This is a genomic window from Spirosoma terrae, from assembly GCF_010435915.1.
Taxonomy (GTDB): Bacteria; Bacteroidota; Bacteroidia; order Cytophagales; family Spirosomataceae; genus Spirosoma; species Spirosoma terrae.
This window is the reverse complement of record NZ_JAAFZH010000004.1, coordinates 249,885-268,214: the sequence shown is the minus strand read 5'-3', so window position 1 is coordinate 268,214 and position 18,330 is coordinate 249,885. Positions and strand designations below refer to the sequence as shown.

The 18,330-nt window shown below is 45.9% G+C and carries 18 protein-coding genes; 5 read left to right on the top strand and 13 right to left on the bottom strand.

Going from position 1 to position 18,330, the window contains the following annotated elements; genetic code table 11:
* Nucleotides 1–150 precede the first annotated feature (150 nt).
* Nucleotides 151–1,359 carry an acyl-CoA dehydrogenase family protein gene (locus GK108_RS11550; RefSeq protein WP_163947678.1) on the top strand — a complete coding sequence of 403 codons (1,209 nt, stop codon included), beginning with the start codon at nucleotides 151–153 and terminating at the stop codon, nucleotides 1,357–1,359.
* Nucleotides 1,360–1,437: 78 nt separating this feature from the next.
* On the opposite strand, the gene GK108_RS11545 is transcribed toward GK108_RS11550, so the two are convergent.
* The 4 genes from GK108_RS11545 to GK108_RS11530 all read right to left on the bottom strand — a co-directional run bounded on the left by GK108_RS11545 (nucleotide 1,438) and on the right by GK108_RS11530 (nucleotide 4,712).
* Nucleotides 1,438–1,821: a VOC family protein gene (locus GK108_RS11545; RefSeq protein ID WP_163947675.1), complete on the bottom strand. Its 384-nt coding sequence runs from the start codon at nucleotides 1,819–1,821 to the stop codon at nucleotides 1,438–1,440.
* A gap of 30 nt (nucleotides 1,822–1,851) precedes the next feature.
* On the bottom strand, nucleotides 1,852–2,244 hold the full coding sequence (locus GK108_RS11540; RefSeq protein WP_163947672.1) for a DUF3224 domain-containing protein: 393 nt from the start codon (nucleotides 2,242–2,244) through the stop codon (nucleotides 1,852–1,854).
* A 162-nt stretch (nucleotides 2,245–2,406) separates the two neighbouring features.
* Entirely contained in the window at nucleotides 2,407–3,381 is a 975-nt protein-coding gene (locus GK108_RS11535; protein ID WP_163947669.1) for a helix-turn-helix transcriptional regulator, read from the bottom strand.
* A gap of 50 nt (nucleotides 3,382–3,431) precedes the next feature.
* Nucleotides 3,432–4,712: a WD40/YVTN/BNR-like repeat-containing protein gene (locus GK108_RS11530; protein ID WP_163947666.1), complete on the bottom strand. Its 1,281-nt coding sequence runs from the start codon at nucleotides 4,710–4,712 to the stop codon at nucleotides 3,432–3,434.
* 110 nt (nucleotides 4,713–4,822) lie between these two features.
* Here GK108_RS11530 and GK108_RS11525 point away from each other — a divergent pair, with 110 nt between their 5' ends.
* Nucleotides 4,823–5,134, top strand: a complete 312-nt coding sequence (locus GK108_RS11525) for a GNAT family N-acetyltransferase (RefSeq protein WP_163947662.1) — start codon at nucleotides 4,823–4,825, stop codon at nucleotides 5,132–5,134.
* A 20-nt stretch (nucleotides 5,135–5,154) separates the two neighbouring features.
* On the opposite strand, the gene GK108_RS11520 is transcribed toward GK108_RS11525, so the two are convergent.
* From GK108_RS11520 to rho, 5 genes are all read right to left on the bottom strand, one after another.
* Nucleotides 5,155–5,826, bottom strand: a complete 672-nt coding sequence (locus GK108_RS11520; protein WP_246224832.1) for a hypothetical protein — start codon at nucleotides 5,824–5,826, stop codon at nucleotides 5,155–5,157.
* A 55-nt stretch (nucleotides 5,827–5,881) separates the two neighbouring features.
* Nucleotides 5,882–6,802: a sterol desaturase family protein gene (locus tag GK108_RS11515; RefSeq protein WP_163947656.1), complete on the bottom strand. Its 921-nt coding sequence runs from the start codon at nucleotides 6,800–6,802 to the stop codon at nucleotides 5,882–5,884.
* Between the two features lie 54 nt (nucleotides 6,803–6,856).
* Nucleotides 6,857–7,486: a response regulator gene (locus GK108_RS11510; protein ID WP_163947653.1), complete on the bottom strand. Its 630-nt coding sequence runs from the start codon at nucleotides 7,484–7,486 to the stop codon at nucleotides 6,857–6,859.
* Nucleotides 7,452–9,299, bottom strand: a complete 1,848-nt coding sequence (locus GK108_RS11505; protein ID WP_163947650.1) for a sensor histidine kinase — start codon at nucleotides 9,297–9,299, stop codon at nucleotides 7,452–7,454. The genes GK108_RS11510 and GK108_RS11505 overlap by 35 nt, the downstream gene beginning before the upstream one ends.
* 213 nt (nucleotides 9,300–9,512) lie before the next feature.
* Entirely contained in the window at nucleotides 9,513–11,720 is a 2,208-nt protein-coding gene (gene rho, locus GK108_RS11500; RefSeq protein WP_163947647.1) for a transcription termination factor Rho, read from the bottom strand.
* Between the two features lie 627 nt (nucleotides 11,721–12,347).
* Between rho and GK108_RS11495 the strand changes: the two genes are divergently transcribed.
* From GK108_RS11495 to lptC, 3 genes are read left to right on the top strand one after another with little or no spacing between them, the layout of a single operon-like run.
* A complete protein-coding gene (locus GK108_RS11495) occupies nucleotides 12,348–13,118 on the top strand; it encodes a type III pantothenate kinase (RefSeq protein ID WP_163947643.1) in 771 nt (256 codons plus the stop codon).
* Entirely contained in the window at nucleotides 13,075–14,394 is a 1,320-nt protein-coding gene (locus GK108_RS11490; RefSeq protein WP_212592780.1) for an outer membrane protein transport protein, read from the top strand. The genes GK108_RS11495 and GK108_RS11490 overlap by 44 nt, the downstream gene beginning before the upstream one ends.
* 57 nt (nucleotides 14,395–14,451) lie before the next feature.
* On the top strand, nucleotides 14,452–15,015 hold the full coding sequence (gene lptC / locus GK108_RS11485) for an LPS export ABC transporter periplasmic protein LptC (protein ID WP_163947639.1): 564 nt from the start codon (nucleotides 14,452–14,454) through the stop codon (nucleotides 15,013–15,015).
* Between the two features lie 3 nt (nucleotides 15,016–15,018).
* Here the strand turns inward: lptC and GK108_RS11480 are convergent, their stop codons facing one another.
* Genes GK108_RS11480 through recN form a run of 4 tightly spaced genes read right to left on the bottom strand, consistent with a single transcriptional unit; the run spans nucleotide 15,019 to nucleotide 18,240 of the window.
* The gene (locus GK108_RS11480) at nucleotides 15,019–15,438 is read right to left on the bottom strand and encodes a c-type cytochrome (protein ID WP_163947636.1); all 420 of its coding nucleotides are present in this window, start codon (nucleotides 15,436–15,438) and stop codon (nucleotides 15,019–15,021) included.
* On the bottom strand, nucleotides 15,435–16,046 hold the full coding sequence (locus tag GK108_RS11475; RefSeq protein WP_246224874.1) for an SCO family protein: 612 nt from the start codon (nucleotides 16,044–16,046) through the stop codon (nucleotides 15,435–15,437). Before GK108_RS11475 ends, GK108_RS11480 begins: the two co-directional genes overlap by 4 nt.
* A 22-nt stretch (nucleotides 16,047–16,068) precedes the next feature.
* Entirely contained in the window at nucleotides 16,069–16,527 is a 459-nt protein-coding gene (locus GK108_RS11470) for a viral A-type inclusion protein (protein ID WP_163947629.1), read from the bottom strand.
* Nucleotides 16,528–16,566: 39 nt separating this feature from the next.
* The gene (gene recN / locus GK108_RS11465) at nucleotides 16,567–18,240 is read right to left on the bottom strand and encodes a DNA repair protein RecN (RefSeq protein WP_163947626.1); all 1,674 of its coding nucleotides are present in this window, start codon (nucleotides 18,238–18,240) and stop codon (nucleotides 16,567–16,569) included.
* Between the last annotated feature and the right edge of the window lie 90 nt (nucleotides 18,241–18,330).

The following is an 18,330-nucleotide window of genomic DNA, read 5'->3' as shown; positions in this document are numbered from 1 at the left end:
TTTTAGAGGAGGTCATATTCGGTTATTAGTATCTAAGTAACTTACCTATTGTAAAGTATTGATAACCTTGTTGCAGTTGGCTCTTTTTCAGTAAATTGGTAAAAAAACATCTTTTTGCCAACAAGCCGCAACTTTTAGAGTTTTGCCAGTATGCAATCTGTAGCCATGACCTCACCCCGCAATAAGGTAGATTCATTTGAATCTCCGGATTTTTATTGCCTTGACGATTTACTGATGGCCGAACATAAACTGGTACGTTCGGCTGTGCGCGATTTTGTAAAGCGCGAAATCACGCCCATTATTGAAGATTATGCGCAACGGGCCGAATTTCCGGCGCAGCTTGTACCCAAGTTCGGTAAGATCGGAGCCTTTGGGGCCACTATCCCGACCGAGTTGGGAGGAGGAGGGTTAGATCAGATTTCGTATGGTCTGATGTTGCAGGAGATTGAGCGCGGAGACTCCGGTATGCGTTCGTGCGTATCGGTCCAGAACTCGCTGGTTATGTATCCTCTCTACTCATTCGGTTCAGAGGAGCAAAAGAGGAAATACCTTCCTCGTCTGGCAAAGGGTGAGCTGTTAGGCTGCTTCGGCTTAACGGAAGCCAATCATGGCTCAGATCCGGGTGGTATGGAAACAAACTTCATCGAACGTAGCGATTACTATTTGTTGAATGGGTCTAAGCTTTGGATTACGAACGGCCCCATTGCCGGTATCGCTCTAGTCTGGGCAAAAAATGAGCAGGGTAAAATTCGTTGTTTAGTGGTAGAGCAGGGAATGGAAGGCTTCACTACTCAGGAAATTAAAAATAAATGGTCGCTGCGGGCCAGTTGTACGGGCGAGTTGATTTTTCAGGATGTTCGTGTACCCAAAGAAAATATGCTGCCAGAAGCGTTTGGGTTGAAAAGTGCCTTGAAATGCCTCGACCAGGCTCGCTATGGAATTGCCTGGGGGGCGCTGGGCGCTGCCATGGAGTGTTACGAGGTTGCCAGACGATACGCGCTGGAGCGAATACAGTTTAATAAGCCAATTGCCAGTTTTCAGCTCGTTCAGAAAAAACTAGCCGAAATGCTGACCGCTGTTACGCAGGCACAATTACTGTGTTGGCGGCTGGGAATGCTCAAAAATGAAGACAAGGCCACGAATGCTCAAATTTCGCTCGCCAAACGGAACAACATTGAGGTGGCTTTGACCGTAGCTCGCGAAGCACGACAAATGTTGGGGGCAATGGGGATCTCGGGCGAATACCCAATCATGCGTCATCTGATGAACCTCGAGTCAGTCAGTACGTACGAAGGCACACACGATATTCACCTGCTGATTCTGGGAGCCGATATAACCGGTATTCCGGCGTTTAAGTAATCGGCTCATTTACGGTTTAGTACGTTCCTTTTTCAAACGTAATGCCCACCAGATTAGTGGGCATTACGTTTGAAAGGCTCACTCGTCAGCCGGAGGTGCGTAGGTTACGATATCGATTCCGATACCATTGGGATCGACTATAGCAAAATGCCGATCTCCCCAAGGCTCGTCGCGTAGCTCAATAGCTATGGGAACGCCTAGCGCCCGAATGCGAGCGTATTCGGCATCTACGTCAGAAACCTCAATTGTCAGAAAGATTCCTTGCCCGGTAAATCCAGGTTGGAAAAGAGGTTGCTGCGATGGGTGATTGGGCAGGAGAAAACTGAGTTCGGCCTGCTGATTGGGCGTATGAAGCAATACGTAAAAGTCGTTTTCAAACGTAACGCCAAACCCTAGTACGGAGGAATAGAATTGTTTGGTTTCCTGAAGATTAGGCGTTATTACTCCGGCATTTAATTTCATCGGATTTATTGTTTACAGATTGCAGAAGGTTTAATCAAGTTGATAGTCGAACGTAACGGTGGTATATTCATTTTTAGGGGCTACAAATCGACCACTACCTCGTAATCCAATTAATTGCCCGGTGCCGCTTCCTGGTATAATAGTCAGGTCAGCCTGCGCTACATCGTCCTCATACGTACCATAACCGTGGACGACAAAACTTCCGTTCAGGCCACCTAACTTGCCGATAATACGTTCCATCAGAATAAAGGAACAGGAGTCTTCCCGTCGATACATGAATAAGTATTCTTCCCAACTTTCGCCTTCAATGTCTCCTTCGAGCGTATTGGTAACGCGTGAATGGGTTAGTTTGGGAGCGTCTGCCAGTTCATCATAAGGCTCTTCTTTCCAGGTTTTGTAGATTCGTTTTGCCGTAGCTTTCATAATTGAGTTCATTGCCCGTAGCAAGCGCCCACATAAGTCCTGTTACTTACGTAACGGGAGTAGGGTGCCTGATTGCGTATATTTTGTGATTGGTTTAGTAACACCACAAAGGAATCGCAGCAGCATGACAACGGTGTGTCAGCAGCAATAGGCAAGGCATGATTATTTAATGATTTCTTCGGCAAAAGCAGCGGAATAGTGTTCGCTAACCTCATCGGCCAGCCGGTGCATCAACGTCAGCAATGAGTCGGGTTGTTCAATCGTGACCGACGTACCAAAGGAAAGGAGCCAGCGGGCAAACCCTTCCAGATAGGGTGTGTTCAGGTGCATTCTAACGCGATCGCCTAGATCTACTTCGGCAACAAAACCCCAGGAATGTCGCTGATCCTGCACAAAACGGGCTACGGTTTTCCGAAAGATAACTGTAACGCTTACCAGAGGCATATCGATATTTCGGTGTACTTTTTCCAGGTATTCCTGCAGAGTAAGCCGGTCGCGCCGGGAGAATTGTTGACCTGTATTGGTTAGTGTGCGAATACGATCCAGCCGAAAATCACGATAATCCTGCCGGGTTCTACAGTAGGCGATCAAATGCCAGGTTGTGCTATAGTGATACAAGCCAACGGGCTCAATCTCACGCTGTGTTTCAGTATCGTTGTATAATGAATGGTAAATCAGGTGTAATACATGATGTTGCGCGATGGCCTGCTGGCTAAGCGTAAGCAGGCCATCGGCATAGCCGGGCATAGCCGATGACTTTGAAATATCAACGTTTGGGGCCAGGTCGTCCAGATGCTCTTGGTCAGTTCGCTTGAGTACTGATTTTATTTTGAATAAGGCCGACTCAAACTGCGTTTTTGTGGATTCGTCGGTCCATTTCTCAATCAATCTGGCCGCAAACAAGAGCGAACTGGCTTCTGTAGTAGTGAACATGACAGGAGGTAGGTGATAATCGGTCAGAAAGTAACCGATTCCGGCCTCTGCTCCGATGGGCACCCCCGCTTCTTCCAGCGATCGAATATCCCGATAAACCGTTCGCAGACTAATTCCAAACCGATCCGCAAGTTCCTGTGCACGTACAACCCGCTTTGTTTGCAAGTGAATGAGTATAGCCGTTAGGCGATCAAGACGGTTCATGAAGCGAACAAACGCAGATTCTGCTGAAAAACAAAGCGTATTAACAAGAATCAATCATCCGACAGGCAGAAGACGGCCTGCGTAAATTTGTCTTCCTGTTTCGTAATAACAGCCAGATATAACTGCTCTACGGGATGAGTCGATGAGCTGACTAACTTGATTTCGTGCAGGGTACCATCGTAGTCGATGACACGGCGCCATGTTTTTCCTGAATCAGTGGAGACCATTACCAAGGAACGGGTAAAACTGGAAATGCTGTTATGCAGAACAGCCCAAAGCTCATCCTGGCCATTTTTTGTTTTACGAGTCACCATATTCATGATGGGGCTCCGCCGGTAGGGATCAGGAATAATTTTCCTGCTGAAATTTAGTCCATCTTTTGTCGATACCATAAAATTCGTACCTCCCAGATAGTCTGATCCCAGGAATGTCGTTTCGCTGAGTTCGGCCATTGACAGATAACCACCCATCTGATAATGTGAGCGATTCAACCGGGTCCATCCCTGCCCCTGACAATCGGCTGCCCGGTCTAATTTAGCTAGCGATCGGTTAATCCATGCCTGTTTTTTATTATCGCCATCGGTTAAGAGCAATGCTTTCAGATTCGGGCTATATTTTACTAAATGCACGTGCTTGTTTACCCCATCGCGAACCAAAAAATCTGATTTGACCCAGGTTTTGCCCTGATCAGTAGAATAATAAATATATGCTACGTTCTGCCAGCTGTTACGTTGGCGCACGACCCCATATTCGCCCAAAACCAGCGTTTCGTCCGGTAGTTCGGTCAACCCATTGTTGTAAAGAAAGTAGCTATTTGAACTGGTGAGTGTCAGTACGTTCTGGAAACTGTAACCATAATCAATACTACGAAAAAGGATGCCTGAGCAGCAGGCGTAGAGATGTTGTTTTTCAGTAACGTAGAGGGATTGAATAGGCTGATTAAACCGGAAACACTCCCTGAAAGACTGGCCACCATCGTGGCTTACATGCAGGGCGACATCATCGGCGAAGGAAGTAGCCCAGGCTCGTTTCGATGTGCCCGACAGAACCATACGCCACAATTCGTTTACTGGCCTGATACGTAGCCGGGATGACAATAAGTTGTCCCTAACAAACAAGTCATCAATGCTAAACGGCTTATCGGCAGAAAAAGTGATATAGTTGTTTCGGGGAAACAAGCCTAGCCGATGCTTGGTCTCCCATCGAATATACGAACTAAGTTCACGCCACTTGTCGGCCTGGTAGACAGCGATGCCAAAGTGCAATAATTGCGACAACGAGGGGAGTTTGGGCTCGCTAAAAAAATAGCGTTTGGTCGATGTAATATCCATAAATACAAATCAGATGGAGAATGTGTGGTGTGCCATCTGGCAGTAAATAGGATATGGTTACGAAAGGTAAATTTTCTTGTCTATCTTGATACGAATAAACCAACACGTCAATGAATCTTACAGACTTAGCTATTCATGATAATCGTCACCAGCATCGGTTCGAACTGGAAACCGATGGAAAAATATCGTTTGTTGTTTACCAGGCAATTGATGATGACACGCTGGCCCTCGTTCATACGGAGGTTGATCCGGAGTTGAGCGGAAAAGGAATTGGGACGCGTTTAGTAGAAGGAGTATTGAACTACGTAGAGCACCACAACCTGAAAATTGTCCCGCTATGTCCTTTTGTAGCGGCCTATCTGAAACGGCACCCCGATTGGAACCGAGTTGTTTCCAGCGAATATAGTGTGGACGATTTTTAAGGCCGATCTCATTCGTAATCCTACTTTTTGCCGAATTGGGGAGGATGGATAGGGGAGATGCGGGCTTTCTTGGTAATGGCTTTCCAGAGGTCAATAAAAAGCGCCGGATATACCGTAACACCAACGCTGTAATACGTGCCGTTGAAGTTTTGCTTTATATCACTTCTGAAGATGGAATAACGGTAGCCAAGTTGAGCACTTAGCCCTACCCATCGAGTGGCTTTCCACTGGGCATACGTACCAACTTGAATGGGAATGAAAAAATCGCGTTTGGTACGGTCAATGGGGTTATCCTGCCGGAGATCATGGGGTAGCGCATACGCTACTCCACCACCAATTTCGACTGGTACACTGATAACCCAGCGTTGATTGTTGGTGATATTTCGCCAGTAAAGCAAGCTAATGAACCACAGGTCGGTACGTGTGTAGTAGCCGAGGTTAATTCGTTGGGCTGCATTTCGTCGCCAGTCGATCAGTCGCAGATACGTAGCGTAGCTCAGCCAATAATAGCCAAGCGTAAGTTCATGGCGCTTTGCCCCAAACTGGATACCCGCATTTATTCCCCAAACATTGACCGGTTGTTGTTTTAGAAACGAATTTCTAAAGTCGAGGTTGAACGCTTGTTTAATAATTGGACGAACATTTTTAGCTGAATCCACTGGTGGCAGCGAATCAGCAGAAGGCTGTATCATCAAACAAGCAAGCAGCAACGAATTTACCATAGTGCCTTAACGAAAAAACAGTCGCTCAGGTTGCGCTATCGATTGAATGGTTATGGGTGAGTGAGACAGCTTTGGTATGATTGCCTTTCTGTTCGTTCAGCAATTGGCGGGTCGTCTTCCTGGAACCGTCGTGACTCCAGCCCGGTGGCCCAAAAAGATAGCCCAAGAAATGACGAACAGACCTTGCTTGTCGGAGGTCTCTACCAATGTCGATCCATTCATGAAAAGCAATACGTAGTGGATTATGTGAGTTTACATTTTTCGTTAATCCATATGTGGGGCGTTGTTTTTCCGATTCGAACGTACCGAATAACCGATCCCAGATGATCAATACGCCAGCATGGTTTTTATCGAGGTAAGCCAGGTCGGAACCATGATGTACCCTATGATGGGATGGCGTATTAAACAAAAATTCGATAGGGGCAGGAAGTTTGTTAATGTGCTCAGTATGAATCCAAAATTGATAGAGCAGACTAATGGACTGCATCGTCATAACGGCTATTGGCGAAAATCCGATCAAGGGCAACCAGATCCAGAAGAGAAAAGCGCCACTGAGGTTGCCCGTCCAGGTTTGCCGGAGCGCCGTTCCCAGATTATATTTCATCGACGAATGATGTACTACGTGCGAGGCCCAGAAATAACGGCTACTATGGCTAATTCGATGAAACCAGTAATAGCTAAAATCGTCGGCAAAAAATAAAACCAGCCACGCCCACCACTGCGTCATATCGACCGTGAAGAGTCGGTAGGTATATACTAACGTATATGTTCCCAGAACGAGCATTTTCCCAACAGTACCTATCACTACGTTACCTATGCCCATAGCCAGGCTACTGGCCGTATCTTTGGCATCGTAATAATCTTTCTGATGAATAGCCGTAACAACGACTTCGGTAATCAGGAGAATAACAAAGCCAGGAATCGCATATTGAATTAAATCTTTCATATTTGTCCTGATTTTAGTGCAAGTTAGTGCCTTTGGAAACAGAATTCAATAGAATTAGTTTATCCAGCCTTGTTCGCGACTAATGTGTATCAATTCAACCAGGCTATTTATTCCCAACTTGAGATAAATGTTTTTCCGGTGGCTCTTTACGGTTTCGTAAGCTATAGACAAATCATTGGCGATCTGTTCAGAGGTTTTGCCTGCTAGTAATCCCTTTATTACGTCTTTTTCCCGCCTTGACAATAAAAAGCCTTTGACGAAGTCGTCATCGGTTGAATTGTTTTGTTTCTGCAATTTAGGGTCAAAGAAATAGCCACCCGACAAGACAGTCTTAATACCGTCAATCAATACATCGGAAGGGGAGTCTTTCAGTAGGTAGCCCTCCAGGCCTATTGATTTTGCTTCACTCACAAAATGAGAGTGATTATACATCGTGACCAGAATTATTTTGAGCGAAGGCGTATTTCGACGAAGTATTCGGGCTGCTTCAATGCCATTTAGATTGGGTAGATTGATATCGAGGAGGAGTAAGTCAGGCGAATGGGTTTGAATAGCATAGAGCAAATCACGGCCATCAAATGTTTGCCAGATAGATTTAAACATGGGCCGAAGCATAGTAGCCACAGCGTCGTTGAACAGTCGGTGGTCATCAGCGATCAGAATGCTGGCCAGGGACGTAGTCATACGGGATATCGACAATAGTGGTTGTTCCCTGCTCGGACGAATCGATGTGCCAATGGGCACGCAGGTAATTCACCCTTGAAGATATATTTTTTAAACCAATACCTACCGGTTTGTCCGTTTTTTTTGTTGCTCGGCTACCCAAACCATCATCGTCAATAACAATACAAACACTGTCTGTATGATACAATAGTTGAACGGAGACACGCTGGGCCTGAGCATGTTTCTGTACATTATGGATCAATTCTGATACAATCCGGTAAGCGTTTAGTTCAACTGGAGGTGCTAACCGGCGAGTGAGTCCAAATACTTCAAATGTAAAGCGATTATCATTCATTGACTGGACTAACTGCTGTACGCTACCAATTAAACCGAGACGTTCAAAATCGGGCGGCATCAGGTTATGGGCAATACTGCGAACCTTGTCGCCAGCCTGAGAAGTAGTTACTTTAATAGATTGAATTTTCTGTTTTAGTGTATCAATAGAATTGATTTGTAGACTCTGATCGAGTTGATGGCCGAGCGTTGCAATAACACCGCCTAAGTCGTCATGCAGATCGGCGGCAATTCGTTCTCGTTCAGAATCCTGGGCGAAGATTACTTCTTTCTGGGCTGCATCAAGCCGTTTTAACGTGGCTTCGCGATCGCGGATAAGTTGTTGTAAGGTACCGATACCGAGCACAATGATTTCGAATAATGGCGCATAATAACGGAAATAATAATGCCAGGTCTGGACTGGAAATAAATCGGCGCTATTCAATATTCTGATGAAAATAGATAGCAACAGGGGGCCAATACCAATCGTGTATAAGAGTGCATCCTGACTACCGCGTATAGCACAAAAGAGAAGACAGGAGAACATGAATACAACCGAAAATCCATTCATTATCAGGCTAATATTCGCAGCATGTTCTTGGAAAGGGGTAGCGAAAACAATAAATAGCCAGACTGCATGCATGCTGATAAAAATGTTGTTAGCTGATACGATCCAGGAGGGTGTTTTCGGGAAGGGTTTATAAACAAAATAATAAGCAAAGAACAGATTAGCGAGCCAACTCAGGGAAGCTCCTATTGCGTAACCCTTAATGGAATTAAAAGGAGGAGGGGTATAGTGAGCTAGAAATCCTTCAATATTCAGAATATAAAGGCTTGTACCAACGGCATGTAAGGCATAAAAAATCCATAAGGGACTAGGGTATAATACATAGAGAATCAAACTAATAATCGCCAGGAAGAAAAGCAAGGTTGCTGGCGCGAGGAAGGTTAATGTTTCGCGGGTCGCACGCTGGGTAAATGTTTTATTGTCCCAAACCGAAACAGGGAGAACCAATGTTCCTCCGCGTTCTCGCGCCGATATAAAAACTCGAACAGACTGGCTGGGTTCCAGGGCAAGAGGAAAGGCAAAATAACGGGAAGGAACTTTACGGTCCCAGATATACGTGTGCCAACTATCCCGCTCAATTTTCTGAATGAGTGTTGGACCATCGAATACATAAAAACTCATGGCGTCAGCATACACAATGTCAACTTCAACAATAAGCTTTTTCGATAGATGACTTTCATTTTTGCAGGAAAATAAAAGCCAGTGAGTGAGCCCATCCGTACCAAAATTGGGAGTTTCGGTTAGAGGCTTATGAAAGTTGTTTATATTGAGTTTCTCCGGGGGAATTGTACCCGTAGAATCGGTGAAAACAGTCAGGCAGCCCGTTAAGAATGAACTTTTGAACGATTCCCCTATCTTAAGACATTCCTGTCCCTGACTCTTGGTGGAAAGTAGACAGAATAAACACAAAACCCATTGCCAGGCAGGTTTCATTATCGTTTATGGAGTTATACACTCAAAGATGAGAATAAACATTTATTAAAAAATCCCCCAAATGGGGGATATGGACACTTACGTATGCGAATGATATTTGAAATAGCTTTTCCAAAGCTATCCATACCATTTATTGATTGACATAATCACCATCGTCGCAAAAAAAAGCCGCTTCTCTATACGGGAAGCGGTTTTTTTTTGCGACGATGGTGATTACCGATTCATCGAAATCAGGAACTCCTCGTTGCTACGGGTGCCTTTCATTCGCTCGAGCAGGAAATCCATGGTTTCCATTGGATTCATGTCGGCCATGTGTTTGCGCAGAATCCAGACACGTTGCAGTGTTTCTTTGTCAAGTAGCAAATCTTCCCGACGTGTTCCAGAAGCTAATACGTCAACGGCTGGATAAACTCGTTTATTAGCCAGTTTACGATCAAGCTGAAGTTCCATATTGCCAGTACCTTTGAATTCTTCAAAAATAACTTCGTCCATTTTCGAACCTGTGTCGATCAGGGCCGTAGCAATAATGGTGAGCGAACCGCCATTTTCGACGTTACGTGCTGCGCCAAAGAAGCGTTTGGGCCGGTGCAAGGCATTAGCGTCCACACCACCGGAAAGAATTTTTCCTGATGATGGCACAACCGTATTATACGCACGCGCCAAGCGAGTGATCGAGTCAAGCAGAATGACTACGTCATGACCACATTCCACCATCCGTTTTGCTTTCTCAAGCACCATGCTCGATACTTTAACATGTCGGTCAGCCTGCTCATCGAACGTAGAGGAAATAACTTCGGCATTGACGCTACGTGCCATATCAGTTACTTCTTCCGGACGTTCATCGATTAGCAGTACAATCAGATAAACCTCTGGGTGGTTTTTGGTAATGGCGTTGGCAATTTCTTTTAGCAGAACTGTTTTACCCGTTTTAGGCTGGGCAACAATCATTCCCCGCTGACCTTTTCCAATAGGAGCAAAGAGGTCCAGCACGCGCGACGAGTAGTTCTCAGGGCGGTTACTAAGGTGCAGTTGTTCGTCTGGAAACAGCGGTGTTAAGTATTCAAAAGGAATCCGATCCCGAATTTCTTCCGTCGTTTTTCCATTTACCGTTGAAACACGTAGCAGAGCGAAATATTTTTCGCCCTCTTTGGGGGGACGTATTGCTCCCCGAACTGTATCGCCAGTTTTGAGGCCAAAAAGTTTAATCTGTGATGGCGATACGTAAATATCATCCGGACTAGCCAGGTAATTATAATCGGCAGAACGAAGAAACCCATACCCGCCATCCTGCATAATTTCCAGGACGCCTTCATTGTCGATAATGCCGTCAAACTCGCGGATATGCTGGTTATATTGACGACGTATCCGATTCTGGTACTCCTGGGCATCCCGGTTAGGTTGCTGAGCTTGCGGCTGGTTCTGAGGGAGGCCCTGTTGCGGATCGATGGTTAATTCTGGCGTTGGTACATCCGGATCAGTAGTTGGTGCAGGCTCACTGGACGTAGCTACGTTTGCTGCATTATCTTCTGAAATCACTGTTGGGGTCAGGAATTCATCCTCCGGCGTACTGGCGAGTGTGAGCGCGGTATCATCCGTTACTGGGCGCTGAGTACGTGGACGCTGTTCCCGAAAGCTGCGCTCTGAACCACCGGCATCTTTATCTCGTGTTCCGAAGTCCCGACGGTTCGTATCCCGCTGATTTCTATCCGTTGAGTTGTTATCCCGATTGTGCTCTAAACGAGGCCGATTATTGCCATCGCGTGGACCATCGGCCCGACGCTGGCGGTTGGCATCCGGCCGATTATTGGGATTATTCGTCCGGTCGTTACGTTGACCTGACTCGTTTGACCGGAATGACGGATTTGCATTATTACGGTCGCGGTTATTTTCATTCCTGTTACGAACCGGCTGTACTGACTCACTACGTTCACTGACAGCGGCTACCGCTGGTTCTGTAACGGCTGGCTCTGAAACCGGCTCTGCTGCTGCTAAGGGTTGGGTATCGGTAGGGAAAGTCCCAGGAGTTGATTCAATAGCAGCTGTTTCCGCAGTAGCTGTCATGCCATCTTCTGGAGTCGGCGCAGGAATATCGGCTGCGTCGGCATCTCTACGAACGCGCTGACGTGTACGTGGTGATGGTGCACTTTCAGCTACTTGAGGAGCAGGCGATTCTACTTGAGCAGGAACGGCTTCTGAAGCAACTTCTTTCGACGCGGCTGTCGGTTTTGTTCTTCGACCGCGCCGGGGTACTTCTTCAATTTGTGGTTGCTCCTCGGGGCCGGGGCGCTCCGATTGTTGTTTTATAATTTCGTATATGAGTTTTTCTTTCGTGAATTTGGCAATATTACGTATACCAAATTGTTCGGCAATGGGGTGAAGCTCAGACAGAGTCTTCGTATCTAATTCTTCTTTCTTTAACATAAAGCGCAGGTTGTAATAAACCTAAAAAGACCGTTTTGACGGAGATGTGTGAGAAATGGGGCTTGGTTAACTGTAGGAGGGTAGTTGGTTCGACGGTCTGTATACGACGACTATCCGGGTCGCCTATTGCCAAACTAAACTAACCTGAGAAGTTCAGAATAAATATGCTATGGTAAATGGGTCAAATGGTAACGAAACGTATGTTTGTTTGATCCAAACACGAAATCTGGGGAGGCCAGATACAGTGATAAACAAATTGTTGGTTGGAAAATCGGAAATCCGTCGCAGCTAAGAATCGCTGTTTGGGAAGAGTATTACCTGTTGGCAGGATTAACGCGAAACAAAAGTAATGAACTAATCCGGTTTTGTCAATATAACGGTTATTTAGCGTAAAATGTTTCTCAAAGTTAAGTGCATGAAAAGCTAGTCAATTGCTTTCAATGCTTTCGAGTCCTGTAGTTGTATAGTAAACTAAAGATAACGAGTAAAAGCCTATCTATCGCAATCCGTTGCCTAAATTCCTTAAAATTCGTTAAATAGAGCCAATCAGATAGTATTTACACCTGAATCTGTCGTTACCTTTCGGGTGCGAAAGTGGAAAGGTACAAGTACCAATCCAATCTATAAATGAACGTAGTAATAGACTGGGGAAATTCGAGCCTGAAAGTTGGCTGGTTCGATGGACCTGATTTAGTAAAGATAGGGCATTATCGTTCGCCCGAATTATTCATAACTGATCTGGCTAGCTCTCAGGGAGATGATTACTGGCCTGAGCTGATGTTGGTATCGTCAACCAGTCAGGCACCTGATGAGATTAGGAATCAGTTACAGGCAATGAATAGCACGGTCTGGATTTTGGACGCGAACATGTCCGTGCCTATTCAAAAGAACTATGCTACACCGCATACGCTTGGAACGGATAGACTGGCAGCGGCAGCCGGGGCCATAACCTTGTTCCCGGAAAAGGATTGTTTAGTATTTGACTTGGGCACCTGTTTAACCGCCGATTTTGTTGATCGGAACGCTATTTTTCAGGGCGGCCTAATTTCTCCGGGCCTGCGGATGCGCTTCCGGGCTATGCACGAACAAACAGCTCGGTTGCCACTGGTTGAAACCCCGGTTGAATGGCCTGATTTAACGGCTAAAAATACAAAGCAGGCAATGCAAAGCGGGGTTGTGAATGGATTGGCCTTTGAACTAAACGGTATTATTGACAGCTACCGTCAGAAAATTGATGATCTGGTTGTAATCGTGTGTGGTGGTGACGCACCTATTTTTGAAAGTCGTCTGAAACCCCCGATATTTGCAGTGCCGGAGTTGGTGCTGGTGGGATTGAATCGAATTTTACGCTATAATGTTGAGAATTTACACGCGGATAAGCCGGGTACTAGTTTTTAGTTTGCTGGCTACAGCCGCGACGTCGTCGATAGTACGGGGGCAGGGTTTAGGTAATTCACCCTACTCTGCATTAGGAATTGGAGAGCTTTACCCATTGGGAAATGCTACTAATTTAGGAATGGGAGGTATCGGTATCAGTAATTCCAGCCCATTTTATTTGAATCTTCAGAATCCGGCCCTGTTGGGTAGCCGCCCTCCTTACACTGTGTTTGAGGTAGGCTTACTGGGGCAGTCTCGGGTTGTTAGTCAAAATACTGGTAATGCTACTCAGGTTCAACGGACGTTTGGTGGCAATCTGGGTTATTTGGCTCTGGCTTTCCCCGCTAGCTCTCGCTGGAGTATCTCGTTGAATTTAAGGCCTTATACCGGTACCAACTATTCCCTAACCCGGACTAGCGCTTTTCAGGGTGCTACGCAGGCTAATGCACTGTATAGCTATACTGGCAAAGGTGGCTTGAACAAAGCGTCTGTAGGAACGGGATACAGGGTGTACAAAAATATTTTTGTTGGTGCAGAAGCATCGTTCATGTTTGGAAATATTACGAACTCGTCGGAGGCATGGGTCGATGTTTCCAGAATTGCACAGAGTGCAACGGCTGCTAAAGTGAATCAACTAAACCGAACCAGCTACAGTGATATTGTCTGGAAATTAGGAGCCGCCTGGCGTCCTAAACTGAACGATACCTGGACGCTTAACATCGGTGCTACGTATGATCCGAGTACACGGTTAAAAGGAAGCGAAACCGAAATTTATCAGCAAACCACGCTAGCAGGCCAGGATCTGGCAAGCCCCGATACCATACGGAACAATGCGTCTGGGCGCGCTACGTTACCACAACAGCTAAGCTTTGGCGTTAGTCTGGAACGGATCAATCGGCTACTGGTTGGGGTTGATGTAAGCTTTCAGCAGTGGAGTCAATACAGAACGGTTAATGATAGACCCGGAAATTTGTCGGACGGAATGAGTGTTGCCACTGGCGTTGAATTTACGCCCAAACCAACCTCAAATAAATATACTGATCTGATTACGTACCGGGCTGGTTTTCAGTATAATCGCCTGCCCTATGTAGTTCAGGGAAATCAGTTGAACGATATAAACGTTAGCGCGGGATTGTCGCTTCCTGTTGGTGCCTACTATGTTAACCATATTACATTATCGCTGATCGGTGGTCAACGAGGTGTATTGACTGGAACCCAAATCCGGGAGCAATACGTTCGGATGGCCTTAGGATTCTCGTTAACAGACCGTTGGTTCCGTAAACCAGTTATCGATTAAGATAAACTTCCCAGTCTTCGGCTGTGTTTAACAAGACAGCAACCACACAGTAATTCAATGAATCGAAGTGATTTATTTTCTCGGTTCCTACTGCCCGTATTGTCACTAAGTATAGTACTACAATCCTGCGGTGAACCTAAATCAACGAAGAAAGTAGAACCGTATAAGGGTCCAATAGAGGAAATAAACGACGTTAAGCTGCTGTATAGCGAAGCTGCTAAAGTGAAAGTTAAATTAACCACAGCTAAGCAGTTTCGCTATCTTAACGACAACCGAAAGTACCCCAAGCCCGTCAATATTGTTTTTTATGGCCCTAATGGGGAAGAAGCCACTTCGATTGTGTCGGATTCTGGCCGCTACGACAAGGCAAAGGACCTCTATACCGTAATGGGGCACGTAGTGGTAATCAACAAACAAAAGCAGGAGAAACTGCTCACGCCTGAGCTAAACTGGAATCCGGTCACCAAGAAAGTATTTACCGAAAAGCAGGTAACCATTATCAGTCAGCTCACTGGCGAAAAATTATATGGATTAGGCCTGGATGCCAACCAGGATTTTACTCAGTATTCAATTCGCAAACCTACAGGCGTGTTTAACGTAGAAGGTAGCCCTAGTCTTTAAATTCTACTGTTTACACTGTTGCAAAACCGGCGTGACTTCTTTCACATCGGTAAGCTTTGTTTCGCCACCCCATTCGTTATAAATGTACGTAACAAGCTCGGCTACCTCCAGATCGCTAAGCTGAGGTTGTGGGGGCATTGGGCGATTATACGATTTACCGTTGACAACAATAGGGCCGTGTAAGCCGTAGCGTATCAAACAGATTACGTCTTTTTTAGACGATAAATAGTCTGATGCTGCAATAGGTGGGTAAAGCGAAGCCAGTCCCTGGCCTTTAGTCTGATGACAATTGGCGCAGTTATTTTTATAAATTAATATTCCCTCCGTAATGTATTGTTCGCGTTTAATTTCCTGTTCACTCTGGCATTGGAAAGTCAAAACGGCAAAAAGAACAAGTATCAGAAAGCCAGAAAAGCGGATCATTTTTTATAGTCAGTCAGTAGCCGATCCATATCGGCCATTAATTTATCGACACCTTCTTCCGTAGTGCCATCGTAGATGCCCCGTATATGCCGATCTTTATCGACCAGAATAAAGGCGCCACTATGGACAACGCCACCCGGAGCTGATGAATCTTCCTGGGCGGTAACCATATAGCTGTTTTGGCCAATGTCGTAAATAGCCTCCTTGTCGCCCGTCACAAAAAGCCACTGATGGCCTGTTACGCCTAAATTATCCGCAAACTCTTTCAGAACGGCTACAGAGTCGTGTTCGGGGTTGATGGTATGGGATAATAATGCTACGTTCGGATTGTTTTTGAATTTCTCGTACACCCGTTTCAACTGCATTTTCATTTTGGGGCAAATGGTGGGGCAGGTGGTGAAGAAAAAATCAGCTACGTAAATCTTACCGGTGAAATCATGAGCCGTTACGGTATCGCCGTACTGACTGGTAAATTTAAAATCAGGAATTGTATGGTCAACAGAGTCGGTAACGACTTTTCCGTCAATCGTTTTCGTCACTGCTTTTCGCTGTCCGAGGATAGGCAGGGAGTTGTCCGACGATTGGCAACTCCAGAAAAGGGTCAGCATTACCAGAAGCCACAGCCAGTTGTCAGGGCTTTTCAAGAAACTGCTTGGCATCTTTAATGCTGGTAGTAAGCTTATGTTGAACATCAGTAATTGACTCTTTTTGCTGTTCCAGATAACGTAATGCGTCATCGGAGGAAAGCTTAGCGATTGTATCGTTTTTATAGTTAGCCATCCAGTCGGACATAAGGCTATCTGCAATAGTCAGATCGCGAATTAACCGTTTGGCTTGTTCCCGTTCTTCATCAATACGTACTGTTTCGGTTGCAGATCCAGATGCCTTGGTGCTGTCCAAGGTCGCCATTCTTCCTTTTAGCTGTTTTCGTAGGCTCATTACGTCGTCCATGAACGGCATTACTTTATCATGGATGGCGAAGACGTCATTCTCAGCCTCTTGAACGGCTTCTTCACCTGATTGGCTACAAGCCCCCAATGCCCCGCACAGCAGAAGCAATCCTGCAACTTGAACAACTGATTTAATCATATAAGTGGAATTCAACGATAATACTTGGGTTTGCTGAAGTTATTTAGCTGTTGCCGTGGTTCGTTGTTTCAGGATTTCACGAGCATTTTTTAAAGCGCTGGCCGAAGGATTTTTTCCACCAATCATCTGCGCAATTTCGTTCACTCGCTCGTCAAAACTAAGCCTTTTGATCCGGCTTACTGTTTTCGACGACGAGTGGTCTTTATAAACAAAGTAATGGGCATTACCCTGACCCGCAATCTGATGGAGGTGAGTGATCGCAATAATCTGGTGGCTATGAGCCATATCACGCATCATATTGCCCATCTTAATGGCTATTTCGCCCGAAACGCCTGTATCGATTTCATCAAAAATAATCGTCGGCAAGGAGCGTTTGGTAGCCAGAATGTATTTTATAGCCATCATCAGCCGGGAAAATTCACCGCCCGACGCTACGTTCTTCAATTGCTGGGGTTTGATACCCTTGTTGGCGCTGAATAAAAAGGAAATCGTGTCGATTCCGGTTGGGCTGGGTTTGCCGGTTTCTGCCTGAATACTAAGTGATGCGTTAGGCATTCCTAAGTCATGCAATAAACTGCCAATTTCCTCTTCAATCGGTCTTAACACAGCATGGCGGGCTTTTGACAGCTCATCAGCACTGATCTGAAGCTGTGCTCTGGCGGCTTCCGTCTGCGTCTTGGCAGTAGCCAGGGCGTCATCTAAATTAAGGACGGTACTCACTTTCTGACCAAGTTCATCACGTAGTGCAATCAGAGCTGCTACGTCGCCAACCTGATGTTTAGTCTGCAGCTGGTAGAGCAGGTTGAGCCGTTCCCGAATCGTTTCCGCCCGGGCATCGTCAACCTCAACCGTGTCCTGCTCAGAACTAATCTCATCGGCCAAATCGCGGAGTTCTATCAAACTACTCTGCGCCCGTTGAAGCAATTGTTCGTACTGGTCCGAGAGCTTGCTGATATAGGTTAGATTGCCAACCGCGCTTTTCAGATAGTCGATTACCGACTGTTCATTGTTATCCAGATATTCGTACGCTAATTGCAGGCGCTCCTTAATCTCTTCTGCATTTTCGAGAATGTTTAGCTCCTGTTCCAGTGTTTCCTGCTCATCGGCCTGTAGCTGTGCTTTAGACAGTTCTTCGTACAGGAAGTTGTTGTAATCAAACTCCTTGCGCATCGCGGAGGCTTCAGCCTGTAGCTGCTCGTATGCGGTTCGTTTTGATCGATAATCCTGATAATCGAGCCGGTATTGACGGAGCAGATTGTCGTCCTGGGCATACGTATCAACAATTTCCAGTTGATACTCATTGGAGCCCAACAAAACGGAATCGTGCTGCGAATGGATGTCCATCATCTGGCTGGTTACCCGACGTAGCGTTTCCAGATTAACGGGCGTATCATTCACAAACGCTCGTGATTTACCACTCACACCGATTTCCCGACGAACGATGCAGGTGTCCGAAAAATCAAGTTCTTCTTCTTCGAATATTCGCTCGATCTGATAACCTGAGACGCCAAAGGAGCCTTCAATAACACATTTTTGTTCAGGGTTATACAATACCCTAGTATCGGCCCGGTTGCCGAGTAATAACCCGATGGCACCCAACATAATCGATTTCCCGGCTCCCGTCTCTCCCGTCACAATATTCAGTTCCCGGTCTGGATTGAGTTCGAGTTGATCGATTAAGGCGTAATTTTTTATTAGTAAATGCGCTAGCATAGAAGAAGCTCTTACGTAAAGAACACTGCCAAACGGAGGGCGGTTCAAAAGTTTTAGTCAATAAATAAACGAGTCAGGCGATCGTAAGAA